A 19,600-nucleotide genomic window follows, 5' to 3' on the forward strand; every position below is an offset into this window, starting at 1 on the left:
TTTATTTTTATAATCGGCAAAAAATTTAAAATTATTTAGTTAAAATTGAAAATTGTACAAGGAGCAGACACCTTGATTTTAGATGACAAATTTGCATACATTCCTCTTTTCGCGGTTTCTGTGATTTGCGCATTTTTATTCGTGCTATTTCTTTTAATCCGCAAGAAAAAAACTGCCAGAGTAAGTTTTATAGCTCTTCTTTCAGACTTGATTCTTGGAGCAGGAAGCCTTATCGCGGCAATAAAAGAAATAACTGGCGAAGGAGATCCTTTTGCATATTTTGCAGTCGCAGCTTCAATCGCAGCATTAATTCTGATTCCATACTGCATAATTTTGTATACTTTTGAGCCAAAGAAAATTGAAAAACTCGTTCCGCATTATGTGAACGTGGCAGAAGAAAAATCTTATGCGGAGGCGCTTCAGCAGACTTCATCTCAGCAGCAAAAGTCAATTCAGCCTGGTGAAAATGAATCGAGAGCACTTGAAATCAGTTATTCATTTGCCGCAAAAGCATCAGAAGCATTTTCAGAGAAAAACGGAATGAACGCGCTTCTTGACTATGTAAATAAAACTATAAGAGAAGAAATAAACGCAGATGGCGGCGCGATCCTCATGGTTGACGACTTTGAAGATGTGATTACAGTCCGTTCTTTTGACGGGGATTTTCCTCCTCCATACAAGCTTCCAAGCGATATGCCACACAAGCCTATCCGCATTGCCACAAATTTCAAATTCGCATCATTTCCGCTTAGAGAAAACATATTTGGCGAAATTGCAACAGCAGGCAAACCAGAACTTATTACAAAGCCTGAAAACGACGCAAGAATTTATCAGAACGGACCTGAAGAATTCCTTGAATGCGGAAGTTATATAATGGTTCCTATAAAAATTCAGGATTCAGTAATTGGCGTTGCGGCATTTGCAAGAACAAAGAAAAATTCTGTCTTTACTGAAGAAAATTTAAAGACTGCATCAATGATTACAGATTTTGCGGCAACTTCTATAAAAAGCGTTGTTTCAGTAAAGGATATTATAGAGCATAACGACCTTATGAAAGAAGCCGAGATAGCTTCAAAAATTCAAGAAATGCTTCATCCTGCAAAACTCCCTGCTCTCCCTGGAATTCAGCTTGGAACAATATGGAATCCAGAAGAAGGAGTTTGCGGAGACTATTATGATGTAATTGTTTCCAGAAGAGACCGTGTTTCATTTGTAATGAGCGATGTTGCAGGAAAAGGAATCAACAGCGTAATTGTAATGTCAATGCTTCGGGCGATGATTCGACTTGTTGTAAATACAAAGAAAACAGCAGGAACTATTCTTGAATGGGTAAACCATGGAATCGCAGCGGAAAGTTTCAGTACAGATCACTTTGCATCTTGCGCACTTATAAACTATGATCCAGTTAAAAAGGTCGCTGAAATTGCAACAGGCGGAACAACTCCTGTTTTCTACTATAATAAGGAAAAAAATGAGATAAAACAGATTTCAACACCAAGCGAGCCAATTGGAGTTGACAAAGAATCTCAGTATAAAGATATCTTGCAAGATATTAAAACTGGTGATATTCTTATTACATATACAGACGGACTTGTTGAAGCTTTAAATGAGCAAGGAATTCAATATCCTAAGGAATCTTTGCTAAAAATAGTTTCTTCAAATGCAAATTCAACTGGAAAAGACATTGCAAATCTTGTAAAGTCTGATATTAAGAAGTTTATAGGCAACAGTAGTCTTCATGATGACCAGTCGTTGCTAGTAATAAAATTTTAAGTAAATTTGAGCAGTAAGGAGACATCTTATGGAACTTAAAATAAGGAAGAATGGAGAAGTCTACATCATTGATGTAAATGGTGAAATGGACTTGTACAATTCTTACAAACTCAAGGAACTTGTAATGAAGATGCTTGAGAAAAATGTAAAATCGTTTGTAATCAATCTTGAGCAGGTTGATTATATCGACTCGTCTGGAATTGGAGCTCTCATTTACATCTGTTCTACAATCAAAAAGATGAACTTGAAGCTCTATATTTCAAATGTTCACGGCTCTGTAAAAAAAGTTATTGAACTCACCAAGTTGATGGGCTACTTCCCTATTGCAAATAGTGTTGAAGAAGCGTTGCTTATGATTAACGAATAAGAGGTACTTTAATGGAAGAATTCAAAGAGCTTCGTTCAGATGGCAATGACCCATTATTTGACAAAACAAATATGCTTTACAAAGCATTTCCCTCAAATTTTAGACAGATACGCTACTTTACACTTTTGATTGTACAGTCAGCTCCTCTTGAAATCAAAGAAATAAACCTTCTTGAGCAGCAGATAAGTGAAGTTATAAAAAATGCAGTAAAACATGGAAATAACTGCGATTTAAATAAGCAGGTACACGTTTGGTATTCTTTTAGCCCATCGCATGCTCACATAATCGTTGAAGATGAAGGCGAAGGATTTAAGGACTTGGAAAAATGGAATGAATTCAACAAAAAACGTTTGGATTGTCTTCATAATTCAAATTTTGAAGAGCTTTCAAACTATGTTTCATTCCGTACAAAAAAATCTGATGAACAGGACGGCGGAAATGCTCTTTTCGCAGCCTTGGAATACTGGAACGGCGGATTCGTATACAATGACAAACGTAATGGCGTTGCAATGCTTAAGAGATTTCAGCAGAAACGTCATGGTGTTGCTGTAGACGGAGAATAATTTTTTGATTATATTTAAAGAGGTTGAAATTTTCAGCCTCTTTATAAAACCGGGGATGTACCGGTTTCGACAAGCAAGAGAAATCTTGTGTTGCAGGTAGGTGTGAAGGTGCCTCAAACTGACAAAAAAATAACTGCAAAACGTAGAGAAGACGAACAGTCTGAAAACGAACAGTTTGCACTTGCTGCTTAAGCAGTGCCGGAACTTTTAGTATGCTGTTCCTAATGCTGAAATGTTCTGTTGCTGACAGGGACTTGTTGAGCTAATTTCTTGAGGTTAGTTCAAGACTTTTATCAAGATACGGAAGAGACGCCTTTGAAGCCGCTACCTTTTCCCGACAACCACCTCGCTTCAATAAACCTGTAGAGATGCTTGGTTTGCTTGCATGGACGCGGGTTCAACTCCCGCCATCTCCAAAGCACTTGGAAACTTTTTAGTTTCGGGTGCTTTTTTTATTTTCTTACTCTTTTTGCAGATGTAGAAAAACCTTCTTCCGGCGCATCAAAAGCAATCTCAACTCTTTCAATAATATCAAGCTTTAAAAAGTCAAGGTCTTTTGAAAAATCTATAAAAAGCTGGTAAGGATGAATTTTTAGAACATCAACAAGATTTGCTAAATTTTGACGTGAGGGCCACATTTCTCCAGTTTCATAATTTGAAATTGTCGCAGGGGAAACATCTATAAGCTCAGCAAGTTTTTCCTGTGAATAATTGCATTTTTGCCTGAAAAACTTTAAATTTTTTGCAAACGTAGCAGCTATATTTCTTTCAGTTTTTTTCATAAGCTCTTTTTGCAGCAGCCTCTGCTTTTAATTTAGTATCATAAACAGCCACAAGTGAACCGTCTATCCAGCCCTGCTCTACTTTGTACCAGACTAAATAATCTTTGCTGGATTTTTTTTCTTCCGCATTAATAACTTGAACTTTTTGTTTTCCGCAGATTAGAAAAATATCTCCGCTCCTTGCATGAAAGCAAATTTCACTTGAAAAATCAGCGGAAACTCTAAAAGCCGCATAAGGAACAGTTACAACAAGCCATTCATGATCAGGGGCAATAAAAGATTCATCTTGAAAATTGAGGTCGATTTTTTTTTGAATGCAGCTAGAAAAAATTACAGTAAAAAAAACAACAAGAACTGCAAAAAACTTTTTCACTTTTTCAGTTCCTCAAGAATGTAAGATTTTACTTTTGGGTAAAGAAGCATGTCGCTATCTACAAAATTCAAATTTGCAACATCTTCAACCTGAATCCAGTTGTATTCTGTATGTTCCGTTAAACTGTATTTTTTTTCAATTCCATCATGAGGAACAAAAATTCTATATGCATGCAAAAGAACATTTTCTGCATTATGAATAAAAGAGGCTTCTGCAATTTTTTCTCCAACAGCTACAGCAATTCCAAACTCTTCTTTTATTTCCCGAACAACGGCTTCTTGGTCAGTTTCACCCACCTCAACTTTTCCGCCTGGAAATTCCCAGCGTCCGCCCATTTGACCTGTAGGATTTCTATGGGCCACAAGAATTTTCCCGTTTAATAAAGCTATACATGCTATGGAAACTTTTGACATAAAAACCTCTACAAAAGCATGACTTGAGGAAAGACGAAATGCAAAATGCCAGCCGTTATGCAGACAATTCCAATATATTTTCTTGACTCAATAAAAACTTTATAAACCGCAGGAGGAACGGAATCACTTTCTGAACTGCTGAAAATATAATATTCCAAAAGAATTGAAGCTCCAGAAAGAAAACCTGCGACAACAGGAAACAAATCTCCAATCACAGGAATATCATTTCGAAAAACAGAAAGAATTTTCATAACTGCTACAAAAACGCACAAGACACCAACAACAAGCCTGAATCCAGAACTGTCAAAATTCAGTCCGCCGAAAGAAATTTTTTGACTAGATTCAGAATCATCATCAGAAGACTTTAAGTCAACAAGATTTTTTCCATAAATCAAAATTAGTCCGGCAAGGATATTTAGCAAAACGGAAAGAAAATAAAACTGAGCCATAATTATTCCTCTATAAAAGAATAAATGAAAATTTGAAAATTGTAAATGGTAAATTTATCTATTTGAAATCCTGCATTCCAAAACAGTAGACTCATTTTCATAGATTAAATGGCATTTTACAGAAACCAAATCATAATCACTGAAAACTGCGTAAATCGGCTTTGGGGATTTTGGAACAAAATTGAAAACTGTTTCAAATTTATCAGCAACAGAGTCTTCCTCATTAAAGCATTCAAATAGAACATTTAATGAAATGGAATCAGTATTTTCTAGTTTTTCAAAGTTGGAAAATTCAACAGAAGCATAAACTTTTTCATCAAATGAAAATGCAGAAAGTTTCGCTGTCATTCCTGCAATTGAATTTTTGTCTGTTCCGCCATTTATAATTCCAAGAACAAAGAATAAAACAATGCACATCACCATTGTAAAAAATGCGATTTTATTTCCCTTTGTTGAAAAAAGAACTTTTATAAGCCCTTTTTTTGGAGCGTTTTTTCCAGTTGCAAGATCGCGATAAATTGCTTGCTCATGCTGGCGAAACGAGCCTCTTTTGTAATGAAAAACTAAATCGTTCTCATCGTAGCGAATTTCAGGCTGGCTTTCATCATCAAAAATTTCCATTTATAGTTCCAAAATTAATTTTTTATAACAGCCTGAATCAAAGAATCGATTCGCCACCAGCACACAGAAGCTTTTTCATTTTTTACAATCAACGCTGAAATTATTCCTTCGCGGCTCAAATTGAAAGAATAATAAAGGCAGGATTCCCTATCAAGTGAAATTTTTCGCTTTAGAATTCTCTGTCCGTTTGACTGAACCATTTGCAAGCTAAAACCGTTGTCTGTGCTTACAATAAAATAAAACCAGCCGCTATCAGTAATTCCCAAGAAATCATAAGGAATTTCAAAAGTTTCCTTAGAGAATCCTTCAGAAATAGGCTCATCATAAGGCGGAACAGTTATAGGAAAATCATAAGAATTATTTTCAACATCAAAAGGATGAATCAGCGTAGTTATATATTCCACTCCAGACTGAACGCGGCTTGACTCATCGATATAGCTTGAAAAATAATCAACTTTTAAATACAACTTGCGTTCTTTGTAATCTGGAACAATATTTTCAAGAGAAAAAAAAGTTTCAGTTTTTTCCTCTGCAAAAGGATTCGGAACATTTTCTTTTTCAATTGGAATTGTGTACATTAAAAATCCATCCATAGAAAACCAATAAACAACTGCGCCGGATGAAGTTGTGCATAAAACAACAAGCTCATTTTTGTCTGTCGTAAAAATATTTTTTATATACGGAAAAGGAGTTCCTCCAGGACCTTGCTGACCTATATAGTTCATGTATTTTTTTGAATCGTCAAACCTTACAATAATTTGGCTCAAAACTTGATTTGTCTTTGAATCTGTTTCCTGACGATTTAATGGAAGCTTGTCAACCACATAAAGATATTTTCTTGAATCAACAGCAATTTTTGAAACTTCATTAAATGAATACGGAACAGCAGCGCGCGTAGAATTAATATCACTTGTATTTTCAGAAAATGAAGGACGTGGATTTTCCTGCGGATTGTAATACAAGGCAAGCAAATCTCCGTAACTGTTCATTTCCATTATTTTTTTTGACTCGCCGTTCAAAATATAAAAAAATCCATCCTGCATAGAAATTGAAGTGTTGATATTTCCAGCCGATGACATATTAAAAACATTAAGCTCATCTTCAAAAGTTCCATAGTTCAATTCAAAAAGATTTTCTTTTTCAACAGAAGAAACTATCTTTCCCTTTCTGCATCCACAAAAAACAGAAATAAAAACAAATGCAACCAGAAGGTTCTTAAAAATTTTCATAGTACAAAAAGAATAAAAGATTTAGCAAATTTCATCAAGAAGCAACGCAATTAAACATGGCGGCGGATTCCATCAAATTTTACTTCCCACAAAAAAAGTCCTGTTGGCGGCGCTGTAATTCCAGCTTTAGTTCTGTCGCAGCATTCAAGAATTTTTTTAAATTCATCGGGGCTGCATTTTTTCTGCGCAAGCTGGATAAGAGTGCCTGTAATGGATCTGACCATTTTCCAAAGAAAAGCATTTGCTTCAATTTGAAAAACAAGCAAATCAGGATTTTCCTTGTTCCAGAAAAAAAACGCATTGTCAATATATCTTTTTGTAGAAAGGCTTGAATCTCCAGAAGCGGCAAAAGAAGCGCAGTCAATTTCACCGCGAAGACAAGAACACATTTCATTCAATAAATCAATTTCCGGACGAAACGAAATAAACCATCTGTAACGGCTTTCACTTGCAAAGGGCGGATTTTTTGTCTGGATAAAATATCTGTATAATCTTGAAGTCGCGCAAAATCTTGAGCTGAAACCTTTTTCAACTTTCCGTGCTTTTAAGATTCTTATGTCCTGCGGAAGAATTCCATTTAAAGCCCTAACATAGTTTTCGCAAGGAATTGTATCGATTGGAGATTCAAAATTTGCAGCCTGCCCCGCCGCATGAACTCCGCTGTCAGTTCTTCCGCTGCCAGAAAGTTTTACAGGAACTTTCAGCATTTTAAAAAGCGCGTTTTCAATTTCGCCCTGAACTGTACGGACCGGACTTCCGTTGTCAGATTTGTCCTGTCTTTGCCAGCCGCAAAAATCAGTTCCGTCATAAGAAACTGTAAGAAGAATATTAGTCATCTTCGCTGAAAATATTGTTAGAGGAAAGCTCGGAAGTCATTTTATCGTAAAGCGATTTTGCAACTTCAAGAAGAGGACCTGGCTTTGCCTTGCTGGATTTTCCTAAGCCGAAAATTCTTGCAATTGCCTTTTTGCTTTCATCAAGTTTTTTCAGTCTAAGCTCTTGATTTTCTCGCTGACCGTACTTGTATTCCAAAAGTCCGCTTAAATAAATCACGCCATCGTAGCCATAGTTTTTATCAGTGTCAGGACCAAAGTTTGCAACAGATTCTATTGATTCAATTCGTCCAGTTTCATTAATCAAAGTCTGCTGATAAAAAAACAAAGCTTTTCTATAAAAAACCTGAGCGACATAGTCATAATTATGATCCGGGCAAACATGTTCAATTTCATTGCAAAGCCAGGCAAGACGCAAAGAAATTTCAGCGCGTTTAAAAGTTGGGGCATAAGCAATATCCGCCTTTTCATAGCAAAGGAGCGCAAGATAATACATTGCAGTTCCATCGTACAAAGTCCGCTCGTCATTTAAGTCGTAATGCGGAAAAATCGCTTCAACTTCTTTTATTCTATGCTGCTCATCCTGCATAATTCTATCAAAAGTTTCTGGATCTTTTATATCCTTGAAATCTTTCCAAAACAAAGCTGTGTGGCAATGAGGACAACAGCCAATTTCGTAAATAAGAGGATAAACTCTTCCGTATTTTTTGGAAGGCTCATAATTTCTATGAAGCTCGTCAGTAAGATTTCCTGCGATAGTACGGCCACCACCTTGATGCATAAGCTCTTGCCTGAATTTTTTGCGGCAGACTGGACACAAAGCATCTTCTTTTGCCCAATAAGAAACTGCGGGCTTTTTTTCTGCTTCTGTTAAAAAAGTTTTTCTATTAAATTGAGTTGCCATTTTTTCCTCCGCAAAATTTATTTTTCCATTATGAAAGTATTTCGATTGCAACGAACGCTAAAGCATATTCTTTTTCGTGGCTAAGCGAAACATGGATTTTATATTTTTCACCGCATTTTTCTTCAAGCAATTTTTTTGCATTTCCTAAAACTTTTATTTCAGGCTTTTTATTATCGTCTTTTGAAATAAAAACTTCATTTAAATTGAATCCGCGAATTCCAGTTCCAAGAGCTTTTGAAAATGCTTCTTTCGCTGCAAAACGGCTCGCATAAAATTCGCATTTACGCTGAAGACTTGCGCTTTCAGAAATACATTCACTTTCATTATAAAATCGTTTTATCATATCTTTGGACAAAACCCATTTTTCAAATCGAGAAACTTTTGTTATATCGCAGCCAACACCAAAAATCATGCAAACCTTTATGACAAAACCGGAACTTTAAAAACTGAGCTCGTTGACTTTTTTTCAGTCTCAGTCTCTTCTATAGGGATTTCTCCTTCTTGCTCTGATTTTACAACATTCAGCACAAAGACAGTGAAGCTTTGCGAAGAAATATTCAGGTTTCCCGGAGCGTCAATTTGAACTGGAACTTCATAAATTCCTGGCTCTGTAATAAAAGCGCAGTCGGCAAAAACATTAAAGTCTGCCGGGGAAACTTTTTCAATATCTAGCAAATTTCCTTCCACAGAAAAATCAATTTTAACATCTTCTCCAGAAACTGCAAGACTGGACGAAAGATTTACGAGCACAACAGGAACACTCTTGAATTCTTTTACAGTTCCCTCAATCACAATCGGAACAGAAACTCTAATAGAATTTTTTTCTCCAAGAATCGAAATATACGAATTTGTATTCACGGGACTTACAATTTTTGAGATGCTTCCGTCCGCGCCTTCAATCGAAACAGCTCCAACCGGCAGTTTATTTATTGAATCCACCATTGACGCAGGTCCGCACAAGGTTACAAACGAAGGCTCCAACTCAGCAGAAAGCGCCTTGTATCCATGCGCAGGCTTTCCCACAACAGAAGCATAAAGAGGAACAGCTTTTGTTGTTTTCTTTTGAATCTGAATTTTCACATTGTCAGGCTGATTGTAAATTTCAAGCGGCTCTAAATCCAGCTGCACAATTTTTTCATCAAGGTCAACATAAACAGGAAAATCGTAAATTCCTTCTTTTGTTTGGGAAGAAACATCTATAAACGCTGTCAAATCTTTTTCAACTATAGAAGCAATCTGATCTCGTTTTGTCCTGACTTTTACCCTTATATATTTCACCTGTTCAAGCCCGGAAACAGGAATCATATTTCCTTCAGCACGGACTTCAAGAGGCACAGAAAAAGTCTTTACATCAAGAAGTGAAATTTGATGAAAAAAATAAATCATTGCAGCCAGAACAAAGCAGATTGCTTTTACAGGCCAGTTTTTAGTTATCTTTGCCAGTAATTGGTTTATGCTCATCGATTGTATCCTCTATAATCTGCTGATCTGGAGTAATATCCAGCTGACGTTCAAGAATTCTTGTAACTTGATCCATTGTAAGGTCATAATGAAGCTTTGAGTCATAGGCAAGACTGTATGCGCCAGTTTCTTCACTAACAACAAGCACAACGCAGTCGCTTACCTCGCAAAGACCAAGAGCCGCCCTATGACGTGTTCCAAAAGTCTTTTTTATGTCGTATTGCTCGCTTACTGGAAGAAAACAGCCCGCCGCAAGAATTTTTCCGCCCTGAATAAAACAAGCGCCATCATGCAAAGGCGTATTATGTCCGAAAATTGTTACAAGCAAGCTTGAAGAAAGATCTGCATTAAGTCTTGTTCCCGTGGAAAGAATATTGTCAAGCTTTGTGCGCCGCATAAAAACAGCAAGCATTCCGCGCTTCTGCTTTGAAAGCATTTCAGCTGCAATAAGAACAGAATCCACATAAGAATGCTTCGCCCTGCTTCCAAAAGTGAACCATTCAGCCTGTCCAAGTTTAAGAAAAACTTTTCTTAATTCCGGCTGAAAAACAATCGCAAAAGCCATCATAAGTCCCGGCGCAATAACCGAAAAAATCCAAAGCAAAGTTCTAAGCTGAAGGATAACTGCAACCGCATAAGAAAGAACCACAACCACCGCAGCTCTTATAAGCTGAATCGCATTGGTTTTTGTTATAAGCTGATAAGCCTTGTACAGAAGAAATGTAATAATTCCTATATCAAGGACAGGCCTGATAAAATCATATATTTTTATTAAAGTCTCAAACTGATTCATACTTTAAAAGCGATTTTAACACAGCAAGGGTATCTTTACAAGGAGCAACGTCATGCACGCGAACCATAAAAGCTCCTTTTAAAACTGAAATCAAATCAGCGGCAAGAGTTCCATAAAGCCTTTCTTGAACTTCTCGCCCCGTAACTTGTCCTATGCAAGATTTTCTTGAAAGCGCCATAAGCACAGGAAATTTTCCGCCGCAAAGAGAGCCGCAGTTTGAAATAAGATTCAAATTTCCTTCAAGATTTTTCCCAAATCCAATTCCAGGATCTACGATTATTTTTTCTTTTTCAATTCCGCTTTTTATGGCAAATTCCGCTCTTTGCTCAAGATACGAGCTCACTTCATTAAAAATATTTTTATATTCTGTGTCTGCCTGCATTGTAGAAGGAATTCCGCGCTTGTGCATCAAAACCACAGGAATTTTCTTTTCCGCTGCAAAAAAAGCCAGTTCAGGGTCATCTTCCAATGCTGAAATGTCATTTAAAATGTCCGCTCCAGAATCAAACGCAGCCTGCATAACAATTTTTTTTCTTGTGTCAACTGAAATCGGAATATCGCTTTTTCTGCGGATTTCTTCTATGACAGGAACAATGCGCTTTATTTCTTCTTCCGCGCTCACATAATCTGAACCTGGACGAGTAGATTCTCCGCCCAAATCAAGAATGTCTGCGCCTTCATCAATCAACTCAAAAGCACGTTCTGCGCCGCCTCTGCTTGCGCTGAAAAAACTATCTGGAGTGCAGTTTACAATTCCCATCACAAACGCCGGAAAATCTGTTGAAACTTTTCTTGAAGCCAAATTTAAATTTTTCATATCCGCATTAGTTCCTTAGCCGCAGTTGCAATTTTTTCAGAAGAAAGTCCAGCTTCATCCAGAATCTGTTCGCGGTTTCCATTTGCAACAAATTTGTCAGGAAAAGCAAGAACCGCAGTTTTTAAAAATGAAGTTTCAGGAGAGCCTCGCACAAAACTTTCAAGCCACTCTGAAATTCCGCCCATTTTTACTCCGTCTTCTATAAAAACAATTCCGTAATAAAGCTTTGCGATTCCAGCAAAATATTTTTCATCAAAAGGCTTTATAAATCTAAGAGAATAAATATCAGCATCGATTCCGTCCAAAACAAGCGCGCGGGCGGCTCTCAATGTTTCTGAAAAAACGCTTCCAGTGCAAACCAAAAGCACTTTTTTTCTCCAAGAATCTTCGCCCTGCCCAAAAGAAGAAATGGAAGGCGCAAAATCCGTAGTCTGCAAAAGCACACCTTTCCCAGGTTCTACAGGAGCTGAAAAAGGCTCAAGCTCAGAAGGACAAGCCATTTTTGGCCAGCGCATTACAACAGGACCTTGAGCTTTGTTTACTGCCCAATCAAGGCAAAGCTCCATGTCTTTTTTTCCTGCTACGGAAATCATAGAAAGATTCGGCACAGGTCTAAAAAGCGCAATATCAAAAATTCCCTGATGAGTTTCTCCATCAGAAGGGACTGCTCCAGCGCGGTCAAGGGCAATTATAACGTGCCTGTTTTGCAGAGCAATATCTTCTATAATCTGGTCAACGCTTCTTTGAATAAAAGTTGAATAAATTGCAACAACAGGAATCAAACCTCCAGCGGCAATTCCTCCTGCGAAAGTTACAGCGTGCTCCTCTGCAATCCCAACATCAAAAAATCTATCTTTAAATTTTCTTGAAAAAGCATCAAGTCCAGTTCCCTTTGACATTGCCGCAGTAATTGCAACAATCCTATTGTCCGCCTGAGCCATTTCCACAATTTTATTGCTGAAATTTTCTGTAAAACTCAAATTGTCAAATTTTTCAACAATTCCGTCAGTTATATTAAAAGGCCCGACTCCATGAAAGACAGAAGGATTGTTCTCAGCAGGACTATAGCCTTTTCCTTTTTTTGTAACAACGTGAATTACAACAGGCCGCGGAATTTTTTTCGCACGGTTAAAGACACGCTCCATCTCGTCAATGCTGTGTCCGTTCAAAGGTCCTGTGTATTCAAATCCAAGATCAACAAACAGATTATTTGTAAAAAAAAGCCCTTTAAGTCCGCGTTTCAGCCTGAAAACAACTTTTCCAAGCCAGCGGTTAAAATAAGGAATTTTATCGATAAGACGGTCAACTTTATAGCGGAATCCGTGATAGCTGTCAGAAAAAGCAAGACTGGAAAGATAACGCGAAATTGAGCCGACATTCTTGTCAATCGACATCTGGTTGTCATTTACAACAACAATCAAATTTTTAGCAAGCTGACCTGCGTGACTCAATCCTTCAAAAGCCATTCCGCCGGTAAGAGCTCCATCGCCAATTACAACAACAACTTTGTCTTTTCTTCCTTCAAGTTCCCAGGCAGACAAAAGTCCCAACGCAGATGAAATGGAAGAAGAAGCGTGTCCTGCATCAAAATAATCGTGAGGACTTTCCTTGATTTTTGTAAAGCCAGAAATTCCGTTCTTCATTCTTATTGACGAAAACAGCTCGTAGCGACCAGTAAGAATTTTATGCGGATAGCACTGATGGCTTACATCCCAGATAATGGCATCTTGCGGACTAGAAAAACTTCTGTGCAGGGCAATTGAAAGCTCCACAACGCCAAGGTTGCTTGCAAGATGTCCGCCATTATGCCCTACAACTTCTATAATCTTACTGCGGATTTCTTTTGCCAGTGAAGGAAGAAGCTTTTTTGGAATAAGCTTTAAATCTTCAGGCGAATGAATATCATTTAAAATCAAGTTAAAGCTCCAAAAACACAAAAAAGACCGCAGTCAAATAAAAATAACCGCGGTCTCCATGAAAAAAGGCCTTTTGAAATAATCCAATAACCTTGCAAAAAATTACAAAGCTATTTTACTTACTCTTATGGCGATTTCTTCTAAGCTTCTTCTTACGCTTATGTGTCGCTATTTTTGCGCGCTTTCTTTTCTTTCCACAAGGCACAGTAGAACTCCTTACTATAATAAGTTCTTTTATTATGCGGAATTTCATATTTTAAGTCAAGAGAAAATATCAATTATTGCTAAAGCTCAAGCAGAATTTTGTTCAAAAACAAGATTGAATCTTCTGTAAGTGAAAAATTCTTAGAGCTGTCTGAATTTTCCGTAGTTTTAATACCGAATTTCTTTACAGGCTCAAGACGTTTTTCCAAGTCGCCATTCCACGGCTCAACGGAACAAAAGTTTTTTCTATATTGGGCTGAATTCAAGCCTTCAAAAGTCCTAAGTCCCATCATCAAGAACTCAAACTCCCGAGTTTCAAGGCTGAATTCTTCTATGCTTCTTGGAATTTCTGATTCAAGAGGAAACTGCTTGCTCCAGAAATTTTCGTACTCCAAAATATTTTCCGTATCTATCCAGCGAAAACTCTTGTTCCCATAAAAAGTTCCGCAGGCAGAGCATCCAATGCCAACATAATCTTTTTGCGCCCAGTAAGAACTATTATGAACACTTTTTTTTCCATTTTGGCAAAAGTTTGAAACTTCATACTGAAAAAAACCGTTTTTTAAAAGCAAATCGCGTCCGGAAAGCCACTGGGAATCAGCCTCGTCAAAGTCAAAACTTATTTTTCCAGATGAAATATTCCTTGCTAGCGGAGTTTTTTCTTCAACAGTAAGCGTATAAAGAGAAATATGCCCCGGATTGTACGAAATTATTTTTTCAAGCGACAAAAGAAAGTCCTCTTCGGACTGGCAAGGAAGACCTGCAATCGCATCCAAGTTAAGTTCACCCTTCCAGCAGGATTTTACAGTTTCCAAAGCCGCAAAAGCCTTTTCCGCACTGCAATGACGCTCGACAGACTTCAGCGCGTTTTTATTTAGCGACTGAATTCCAAGGGAAAGGCGCGTAATGCCATTTTTCCATGCTGAATCAAGCTTTTCTTTTGAAACTGACTCAGGATTCATTTCTATTGTAAATTCCAAAGGCGGAATATTCTTGCAAAGGCAGGTATTTTTCAAGTAAACTGCAAGTTTTTCAATTTGGCTAGCAGACAAAAGGCTTGGAGTGCCGCCCCCGATATAAATGGTGCTCCAAAAATCAATTTTGTACTTTTCTGCATAAAAAGCGGCTTCATTTTTCAAGCATTCAAGATACAAGTCGTCTATGCGCCCGAAATTTTCCACACTGAAAAAGTCGCAGTAGCTGCATTTCTTTAGGCAGAACGGAATATGGACATATAAAGCCGCACTTTTCATCAAAAATCAGTAGAGCCTCATTTCTCCAAACGGAAAGCACTGCCAGATTACGCGCCCTTTTATTCTTGACGAAGGAATTTTTCCGTAGACGCGGGAATCCAAGCCTTCTATGCGGTTGTCTGCAAGCACAAAATACTCGTTTTTTCCCAAGGTTGCTTCTTCCAGTTGGCCGGAGCATCCCATTCCGTCCCATTCGACAGGAACTGAATAAATGCTTATATTATAAGGCTTTGAAGCAAGTTCAAATTCAGTAAGATAATGCGATTGTCCTGCAGGCTTAACATAAAGCACATAGTCTTTCATGTAGTACGAATCTCCAGGAAGAGCCACAACGCGTCTTACAGTGTTTTTTCCAGTCATGCGCGAATTTCTTCCAAACGGTGAATACTTTTGCAATGTAAAAAATTTCACTGCGGCATTAAGAAATTTCTGTCCGGCCGAAAGTTTTTCTCCGTCCATGCGCGAAAGATACACAACCTGCCCGCGCGAAGGGCTTCGCAAAAACGGACACACAAAAACAATTCCGCCCTTAGAAACATCAGTTTCCATTGACGATGAATTTATAAAAGTTGAAAATAAAATGCAGTTCAAAAAAACTGAAATAAAAACAAAGACTGAAACCACAAAGACAACAGCGTGCATGAACTTGACCTGCTGCTTTTTCTTATATTCAAATGAATAATCTCCGACATTCTGTTTCATGCACAAACAATAGCAAAAAAGAACTTTATTATCAAGCAACATATTTTTAAGCAGTTTGCCGAAGAGCAGTTTCAAAAAAAACTCTTGTTGAAACTATTTGAAAAAAAATATACTATTTATAGATATGGAAGAAGCACGGAAAACTGTCGCGCAGAACAGAAAGGCACATTTCAACTATATTGTAACAGACTCTATTGAATGTGGAATCGCGCTTGAAGGCTCGGAAGTAAAATCCATAAAAGCCGGAAACATTTCATTTGGCGACAGTTTTGCCTTTATAGAAAACGGAGAAGTCTGGCTTCAGAATTTTCATATTTCGGAGTATACATTTTCTTCTGTGTTCAACCACGAGCCGGACAGAAAGAAAAAATTGCTTCTTCACAAAGACGAAATAAAAAGGCTTCAGAGAAAAACAGAGGAAAAAGGATTCACTCTTGTTCCGCTCGAAGTCTATCTGAAAAAAGGGCTTGTAAAAATAAATCTCGGACTTTGCAAAGGAAAGAAAGAATTCGACAAGCGTGCCGCAATAAAAGACAGAGATGTAAAGCGCGACATTGCAAGGGAATTCAGAAACAGGCTGGACGGATAAAGGGAGAAATAGTTGCAGAGCAAAAAAAATCCTGCATTAAAAATAATTATCCTCTTTTTGGCAACTTTTGCATTTTCTGCAGAAACGGTGGATTTTTTTGCGACCGTATCATCTTCAAAAGATTCCAACATGATAAAAATGACCACGGATCTTTTTTTTGCGCAGTTTCAGACGGTTGACGGATATTCCGTTAACGACAGAAGAAACGAAAACTACTACCCAGGCGCAGAAACTAGAAACATTTCATTTTATGCGGAAATCCAGGAAGACACGGACGGTGGCTGGCTATGCACATTAAACGCAATAAAAGCTGACGGCAAGCAGAATGTAAGCTCCACAAAGAAATACGACACATACTATAAAATTCTTCTTGATGCAAAGCCTTCGCTGGAAAATCTTCTGCAAAATCTTTCGGGAAACATTCAGCTTCCTTCACAGCCAGAACCACAGAATCAGGAAAGTCAAGAACCTCAAATCTCTTCTGCAAATGAAAATTCAATCGAAGCAATCGCAGGGACTTGGACAGGAGAGCCGCTAATAGAAAAAATTTTAATTTTAAGAGGCGGACGCGGCTTTGTTATCTTTAAAAACGGAGCAAGCATGAATATTTCGATAACGGTTCAAGGAAATTCTATAAAGATAAAGCAGAACGGAAAGCCAAACGCTTCATTTTTCCCGGAAATTCCGCGCCAAGAAGCATTGAAAAACGCAGCAAATGCAGCTCCGGTTGAATGGAACATGAAACTTTCAGGCAACACTCTTTCTGGCAAAAAGACAACTCTTGTAGAAAACAAAAATTCCCCGGGAGGAATTTCACAGGGAGAAGTTGAAGTCAGCTGGACTAAACGATAACGCTTCCCTGCCTTAAAACTTTCCAGCCGTCATTTTCTAAAAGCACAATCGTTGAAGGCAAAGAGCCTTTTTTGTCGCCGTCGTCAATAATCAAATCAACTTCATTTGTGAATTCTTTTTCAATTCCGCAAACTGAATCCAAAACAGGACTGCCGCTTCGGTTCACGCTTGTGCTGTAAATAGGAAATCCGCATTCAGCAATTACATTTCTAAGCCACAAATCTCCCGGACAGCGGAAAGCAACAGTTGCATTTTTTTCAGAAAAAGGAAATTTTAGCGGAACTATAACAGTCAAAGCTCCTGGCCATTTTTGCGTAAGCGGCTTTGGAATTTTAAAGTCAGAATATTTTGATATTTCATCTGGAGAAGAAACGAGCTGGATAAAAGGCTTTTTTTCTTCCCTGCCCTTTATTTTTCTTATTTTTGCGTCTGTATCAAATTTTGACTGCAATGAATTTTCGGCAATTCCGCTGAATCCGTAAACTGTGTCTGTTGGAAGAACGCAAATTTTTCCGCGCTTCAAAAAATCCGCCGCAATATGAGCTGAATTTTCATTTTTATTGCATATCATAAACCGCAATCCCGCCGCTTGTGATTTTTTTTCTTGAAGGAAAATGAATGCAGCCTTTCTGCAAGTCAGCTAAAAACAAAACAAAATAAGCCAGAACCATTATAGTCAATGCAGAAGACTTGCAAAGCCATTCTGGAATATACTTTACTTCATGGTGGCGGATTAAAGTTCCGGGATCAAAAATGTGAGTTTCCCGTGAAGCAAGCCCTGAAATTTTTACAAGTTTTTCACTTTCAGAGACATAGCCCAGTTTTTTCGCGTAAGAGGCAATAACATCAAGGTCTTTTTGAAGCGCAATCTGCTCAAGAGAAAGCTCGTCATAAGTTTTTTCAATTGCAGCCGTATGCGCACTCAAAAGTTGTTTCTGCTCCTGAAGCTGTTTCATAGCCCAAATTCCATCGCTTCCACCGATAAAAGCCATGACGGTATAAAAAAAAGTGCCTATGAAAAATGCCGAAAGCAGTCTGAATCTTTCCATTATGAATTGAATTTCGGCAGTTTCAAGGCAAAACTGAACAGCGCATATAATTTTTTTCTATGGAATTTTTTTTCAATATATAGTAAAATATCTATGCTGATTTATAATAATAAAGCCGATAATTTAATAAGATTTTTTTAATGCAAATTTCTTAAAAGGGGATTCTACATGAGCGAAACACCAGAAAACAAAAGTGAACTCGATGAATACGGTGTATGGATAAAAAGCCCTGCGCCAGCTGAAAAAAATGACAAAACACAAGCGCAGAATCCAGTAGAACTGCCAGATGATTTTTCACTAGACAACATAGAAATTTCAGAAATTCCCCTTGAACAGAGCATTGGAGAAGACTTAGAAAAATCCGTGGACATAGAGCCAGAAGAAACTCCAGCTGTAGAAGATACGGAACTTCCAACAAACGAAGAAACTGCCATTGCAGATGAAATTTCCAAGTTAAACAGCTTTGACAATTTTGACATAGACCTTCCAGAAGAACAAAAGACATCTGAAACAGAAGAAATTCCAACAGAGCCAAAAGCAGAAGAAGCTGAAAAAGCTCCCGAGCCATCCGCAGAAATCCCAGACGGTGAAATAGACTTAGATTCATTTTTAGACAGCAGTTCAGACGCTCCAGCACAGGATGACGAAGTTGATTTAAGCGCGTTCATGGGAGGAGATTCAGGAAGCTCACCAGACTTTGGAGATGGAGACATTGACCTTGACGCTTTTATGGACGGAGCATCTTTTGAAGGCGAAAAAGAGGAACAGGCAGAAATTGAAGAAGCTGATCCGCTTGACATTGACTTAGACTTTGAAGAGCCAGTTCTTGAAGGAAGCGACGCAGAAGCCCAGGAAAACGAAGCTGAAGATAATACAGAAGATTTCGATTCCCTTTTTGAGAATTTATCTGATGAAACTCCTGAGTTGCAAGAACTTCCAGAAATCGAGCAAGAAACAGCCCCTTCCCCTGCAACAGCTTCAACTGTGGATTCAGAAGAAATCGACCTTTCGGACTTTGGATTTGAAGACAATTCTGAAAACTTGAATCCTATTTTAGGCGATGAAAAAGAGAAAAAAGAGCCAACTGGTCCAGTTGACTATGAAATGAACGTTGATATTGAAGATGACAATGAAACTCAGCCTGAAAAAGCAGAAACATCCGAATCGGAATCTTCTGACGATGATGACATTCAGGTTGACATTTCACAAGATTCAGAAAAAGCAGTTCAAAAGGAACAAGAAACTGACCTTTCTTCTCCAGACGACAGTTTTGATATTGATTCAATTTTTAACAATATTGAAGATGAAAACGGACAGACTGTAGACTTTTCAGCAAGCGAAACTCCTAAAGAAGAACAAAACGAGCCAGTTGCACTCGAAGAAATTCCAGCAGAACCAAACGCAGATGATTTTCCAGCAGTAGAAACTTTTCAAGAACCTAAGCAAGAAATTGCGCAGCCAGAATTAGAAGAACCGCAAGTAGAAAACGTTTCCACAGATTCATCTGACACTGAAATTTCTTTGGACGATTTTATGGGCGAAGAAGGCTTTACTGACGGAGGTCCTGGCGTTACAGGACCTTACAACGAAGACGGAACTTTGATTCAGCGTGAAGAAAAAAAAGAGCCGGCCGCGGAAGAACCTGAAACTGTAGAAG

Annotated in this window: 23 protein-coding genes and 1 other RNA gene; 7 read left to right on the top strand and 17 right to left on the bottom strand. The window is 38.0% G+C overall.

The window, feature by feature from the left end; translation table 11 throughout:
* Window positions 1–72: 72 nt before the first annotated feature.
* The 4 genes from B3209_RS03575 (at window position 73) to ssrA (ending at window position 3,120) form a co-directional block, all read left to right on the top strand.
* Entirely contained in the window at window positions 73–1,773 is a 1,701-nt protein-coding gene (locus tag B3209_RS03575; RefSeq protein ID WP_296662455.1) for a GAF domain-containing SpoIIE family protein phosphatase, read from the top strand.
* Window positions 1,774–1,801: 28 nt separating this feature from the next.
* Entirely contained in the window at window positions 1,802–2,140 is a 339-nt protein-coding gene (locus tag B3209_RS03580) for an anti-sigma factor antagonist (RefSeq protein ID WP_013701365.1), read from the top strand.
* Between the two features lie 11 nt (window positions 2,141–2,151).
* A complete protein-coding gene (locus tag B3209_RS03585; RefSeq protein ID WP_294015245.1) occupies window positions 2,152–2,703 on the top strand; it encodes an ATP-binding protein in 552 nt (183 codons plus the stop codon).
* 51 nt (window positions 2,704–2,754) lie between these two features.
* Window positions 2,755–3,120: a transfer-messenger RNA gene (gene ssrA, locus B3209_RS03590) on the top strand.
* Window positions 3,121–3,155: 35 nt separating this feature from the next.
* On the opposite strand, the gene B3209_RS03595 is transcribed toward ssrA, so the two are convergent.
* The 15 genes from B3209_RS03595 to lepB form a co-directional block, all read right to left on the bottom strand.
* The gene (locus B3209_RS03595; RefSeq protein ID WP_295797810.1) at window positions 3,156–3,485 is read right to left on the bottom strand and encodes a helix-turn-helix domain-containing protein; all 330 of its coding nucleotides are present in this window, start codon (window positions 3,483–3,485) and stop codon (window positions 3,156–3,158) included.
* Window positions 3,472–3,858, bottom strand: coding sequence for a hypothetical protein (locus B3209_RS03600; RefSeq protein ID WP_296662457.1), 387 nt, complete (start codon window positions 3,856–3,858; stop codon window positions 3,472–3,474). Before B3209_RS03600 ends, B3209_RS03595 begins: the two co-directional genes overlap by 14 nt.
* Entirely contained in the window at window positions 3,855–4,271 is a 417-nt protein-coding gene (locus B3209_RS03605) for a (deoxy)nucleoside triphosphate pyrophosphohydrolase (RefSeq protein WP_296662458.1), read from the bottom strand. The genes B3209_RS03600 and B3209_RS03605 overlap by 4 nt, the downstream gene beginning before the upstream one ends.
* Before the next feature lie 8 nt (window positions 4,272–4,279).
* On the bottom strand, window positions 4,280–4,720 hold the full coding sequence (locus tag B3209_RS03610) for a hypothetical protein (RefSeq protein WP_296662460.1): 441 nt from the start codon (window positions 4,718–4,720) through the stop codon (window positions 4,280–4,282).
* A gap of 54 nt (window positions 4,721–4,774) precedes the next feature.
* Window positions 4,775–5,341: a hypothetical protein gene (locus B3209_RS03615; RefSeq protein WP_296662461.1), complete on the bottom strand. Its 567-nt coding sequence runs from the start codon at window positions 5,339–5,341 to the stop codon at window positions 4,775–4,777.
* Window positions 5,342–5,355: 14 nt separating this feature from the next.
* The gene (locus tag B3209_RS03620; RefSeq protein ID WP_296689832.1) at window positions 5,356–6,570 is read right to left on the bottom strand and encodes an LIC_12708 family protein; all 1,215 of its coding nucleotides are present in this window, start codon (window positions 6,568–6,570) and stop codon (window positions 5,356–5,358) included.
* A gap of 50 nt (window positions 6,571–6,620) precedes the next feature.
* Window positions 6,621–7,406: a tRNA pseudouridine(38-40) synthase TruA gene (truA, locus tag B3209_RS03625; RefSeq protein ID WP_296689834.1), complete on the bottom strand. Its 786-nt coding sequence runs from the start codon at window positions 7,404–7,406 to the stop codon at window positions 6,621–6,623.
* The gene (locus B3209_RS03630; protein ID WP_296689836.1) at window positions 7,399–8,307 is read right to left on the bottom strand and encodes a DUF2225 domain-containing protein; all 909 of its coding nucleotides are present in this window, start codon (window positions 8,305–8,307) and stop codon (window positions 7,399–7,401) included. The genes truA and B3209_RS03630 overlap by 8 nt, the downstream gene beginning before the upstream one ends.
* A gap of 28 nt (window positions 8,308–8,335) precedes the next feature.
* A complete protein-coding gene (acpS, locus tag B3209_RS03635; RefSeq protein WP_296689838.1) occupies window positions 8,336–8,719 on the bottom strand; it encodes a holo-ACP synthase in 384 nt (127 codons plus the stop codon).
* 8 nt (window positions 8,720–8,727) lie between these two features.
* Entirely contained in the window at window positions 8,728–9,768 is a 1,041-nt protein-coding gene (locus B3209_RS03640) for a CdaR family protein (protein ID WP_296665115.1), read from the bottom strand.
* A complete protein-coding gene (gene cdaA, locus B3209_RS03645) occupies window positions 9,734–10,561 on the bottom strand; it encodes a diadenylate cyclase CdaA (RefSeq protein ID WP_013701353.1) in 828 nt (275 codons plus the stop codon). The genes B3209_RS03640 and cdaA overlap by 35 nt, the downstream gene beginning before the upstream one ends.
* Window positions 10,548–11,378, bottom strand: a complete 831-nt coding sequence (gene folP / locus B3209_RS03650) for a dihydropteroate synthase (RefSeq protein WP_296689839.1) — start codon at window positions 11,376–11,378, stop codon at window positions 10,548–10,550. Before folP ends, cdaA begins: the two co-directional genes overlap by 14 nt.
* Window positions 11,375–13,294 (bottom strand): 1-deoxy-D-xylulose-5-phosphate synthase, encoded by a 1,920-nt coding sequence (dxs, locus tag B3209_RS03655; protein WP_296665121.1) that lies wholly within the window; start codon window positions 13,292–13,294, stop codon window positions 11,375–11,377. Before dxs ends, folP begins: the two co-directional genes overlap by 4 nt.
* 284 nt (window positions 13,295–13,578) lie before the next feature.
* Window positions 13,579–14,751, bottom strand: a complete 1,173-nt coding sequence (gene hemW, locus B3209_RS03660; protein WP_296665135.1) for a radical SAM family heme chaperone HemW — start codon at window positions 14,749–14,751, stop codon at window positions 13,579–13,581.
* Between the two features lie 6 nt (window positions 14,752–14,757).
* Entirely contained in the window at window positions 14,758–15,453 is a 696-nt protein-coding gene (gene lepB, locus B3209_RS03665) for a signal peptidase I (protein WP_296665123.1), read from the bottom strand.
* 124 nt (window positions 15,454–15,577) lie between these two features.
* Here lepB and smpB point away from each other — a divergent pair, with 124 nt between their 5' ends.
* Window positions 15,578–16,042: an SsrA-binding protein SmpB gene (gene smpB, locus B3209_RS03670; RefSeq protein WP_296665125.1), complete on the top strand. Its 465-nt coding sequence runs from the start codon at window positions 15,578–15,580 to the stop codon at window positions 16,040–16,042.
* 12 nt (window positions 16,043–16,054) lie between these two features.
* Window positions 16,055–16,894 (top strand): TP0183 family DNA metabolism protein, encoded by an 840-nt coding sequence (locus B3209_RS03675; protein ID WP_296665127.1) that lies wholly within the window; start codon window positions 16,055–16,057, stop codon window positions 16,892–16,894.
* Here B3209_RS03675 and B3209_RS03680 read toward each other — a convergent pair.
* Together B3209_RS03680 and B3209_RS03685 are read right to left on the bottom strand one after the other, a co-directional pair.
* Window positions 16,884–17,465 carry an L-threonylcarbamoyladenylate synthase gene (locus B3209_RS03680; RefSeq protein WP_296665129.1) on the bottom strand — a complete coding sequence of 194 codons (582 nt, stop codon included), beginning with the start codon at window positions 17,463–17,465 and terminating at the stop codon, window positions 16,884–16,886. The genes B3209_RS03675 and B3209_RS03680 overlap by 11 nt on opposite strands.
* Entirely contained in the window at window positions 17,452–17,886 is a 435-nt protein-coding gene (locus tag B3209_RS03685) for a septum formation initiator family protein (RefSeq protein ID WP_296665131.1), read from the bottom strand. Before B3209_RS03685 ends, B3209_RS03680 begins: the two co-directional genes overlap by 14 nt.
* Before the next feature lie 225 nt (window positions 17,887–18,111).
* Here B3209_RS03685 and B3209_RS03690 point away from each other — a divergent pair.
* Window positions 18,112–19,600 (top strand): hypothetical protein (locus tag B3209_RS03690; protein WP_296689842.1); only part of this gene is annotated, 1,489 nt, incomplete at its 3' end.

The sequence above is a fragment of the Treponema sp. UBA6852 genome (genome assembly GCA_002449305.1).
In the GTDB taxonomy this organism is placed as follows: Bacteria; Spirochaetota; Spirochaetia; order Treponematales; family Treponemataceae; genus Treponema_D.

Excerpts from the sequence above, each read along its gene's own strand:
- B3209_RS03580 (WP_013701365.1), top strand. The coding sequence starts at position 1,802 with ATGGAACTTAAAATAAGGAAGAATGGAGAAGTCTACATCATTGATGTA.
- B3209_RS03585 (WP_294015245.1), top strand. The coding sequence starts at position 2,152 with ATGGAAGAATTCAAAGAGCTTCGTTCAGATGGCAATGACCCATTATTT.
- B3209_RS03595 (WP_295797810.1), bottom strand. The coding sequence starts at position 3,485 with ATGAAAAAAACTGAAAGAAATATAGCTGCTACGTTTGCAAAAAATTTA.
- B3209_RS03605 (WP_296662458.1), bottom strand. The coding sequence starts at position 4,271 with ATGTCAAAAGTTTCCATAGCATGTATAGCTTTATTAAACGGGAAAATT.
- B3209_RS03610 (WP_296662460.1), bottom strand. The coding sequence starts at position 4,720 with ATGGCTCAGTTTTATTTTCTTTCCGTTTTGCTAAATATCCTTGCCGGA.
- B3209_RS03615 (WP_296662461.1), bottom strand. The coding sequence starts at position 5,341 with ATGGAAATTTTTGATGATGAAAGCCAGCCTGAAATTCGCTACGATGAG.
- B3209_RS03620 (WP_296689832.1), bottom strand. The coding sequence starts at position 6,570 with ATGAAAATTTTTAAGAACCTTCTGGTTGCATTTGTTTTTATTTCTGTT.
- truA (WP_296689834.1), bottom strand. The coding sequence starts at position 7,406 with ATGACTAATATTCTTCTTACAGTTTCTTATGACGGAACTGATTTTTGC.
- B3209_RS03630 (WP_296689836.1), bottom strand. The coding sequence starts at position 8,307 with ATGGCAACTCAATTTAATAGAAAAACTTTTTTAACAGAAGCAGAAAAA.
- acpS (WP_296689838.1), bottom strand. The coding sequence starts at position 8,719 with ATGATTTTTGGTGTTGGCTGCGATATAACAAAAGTTTCTCGATTTGAA.
- B3209_RS03640 (WP_296665115.1), bottom strand. The coding sequence starts at position 9,768 with ATGAGCATAAACCAATTACTGGCAAAGATAACTAAAAACTGGCCTGTA.
- cdaA (WP_013701353.1), bottom strand. The coding sequence starts at position 10,561 with ATGAATCAGTTTGAGACTTTAATAAAAATATATGATTTTATCAGGCCT.
- folP (WP_296689839.1), bottom strand. The coding sequence starts at position 11,378 with ATGAAAAATTTAAATTTGGCTTCAAGAAAAGTTTCAACAGATTTTCCG.
- hemW (WP_296665135.1), bottom strand. The coding sequence starts at position 14,751 with ATGAAAAGTGCGGCTTTATATGTCCATATTCCGTTCTGCCTAAAGAAA.
- lepB (WP_296665123.1), bottom strand. The coding sequence starts at position 15,453 with ATGAAACAGAATGTCGGAGATTATTCATTTGAATATAAGAAAAAGCAG.
- smpB (WP_296665125.1), top strand. The coding sequence starts at position 15,578 with ATGGAAGAAGCACGGAAAACTGTCGCGCAGAACAGAAAGGCACATTTC.
- B3209_RS03680 (WP_296665129.1), bottom strand. The coding sequence starts at position 17,465 with ATGATATGCAATAAAAATGAAAATTCAGCTCATATTGCGGCGGATTTT.
- B3209_RS03685 (WP_296665131.1), bottom strand. The coding sequence starts at position 17,886 with ATGGCTTTTATCGGTGGAAGCGATGGAATTTGGGCTATGAAACAGCTT.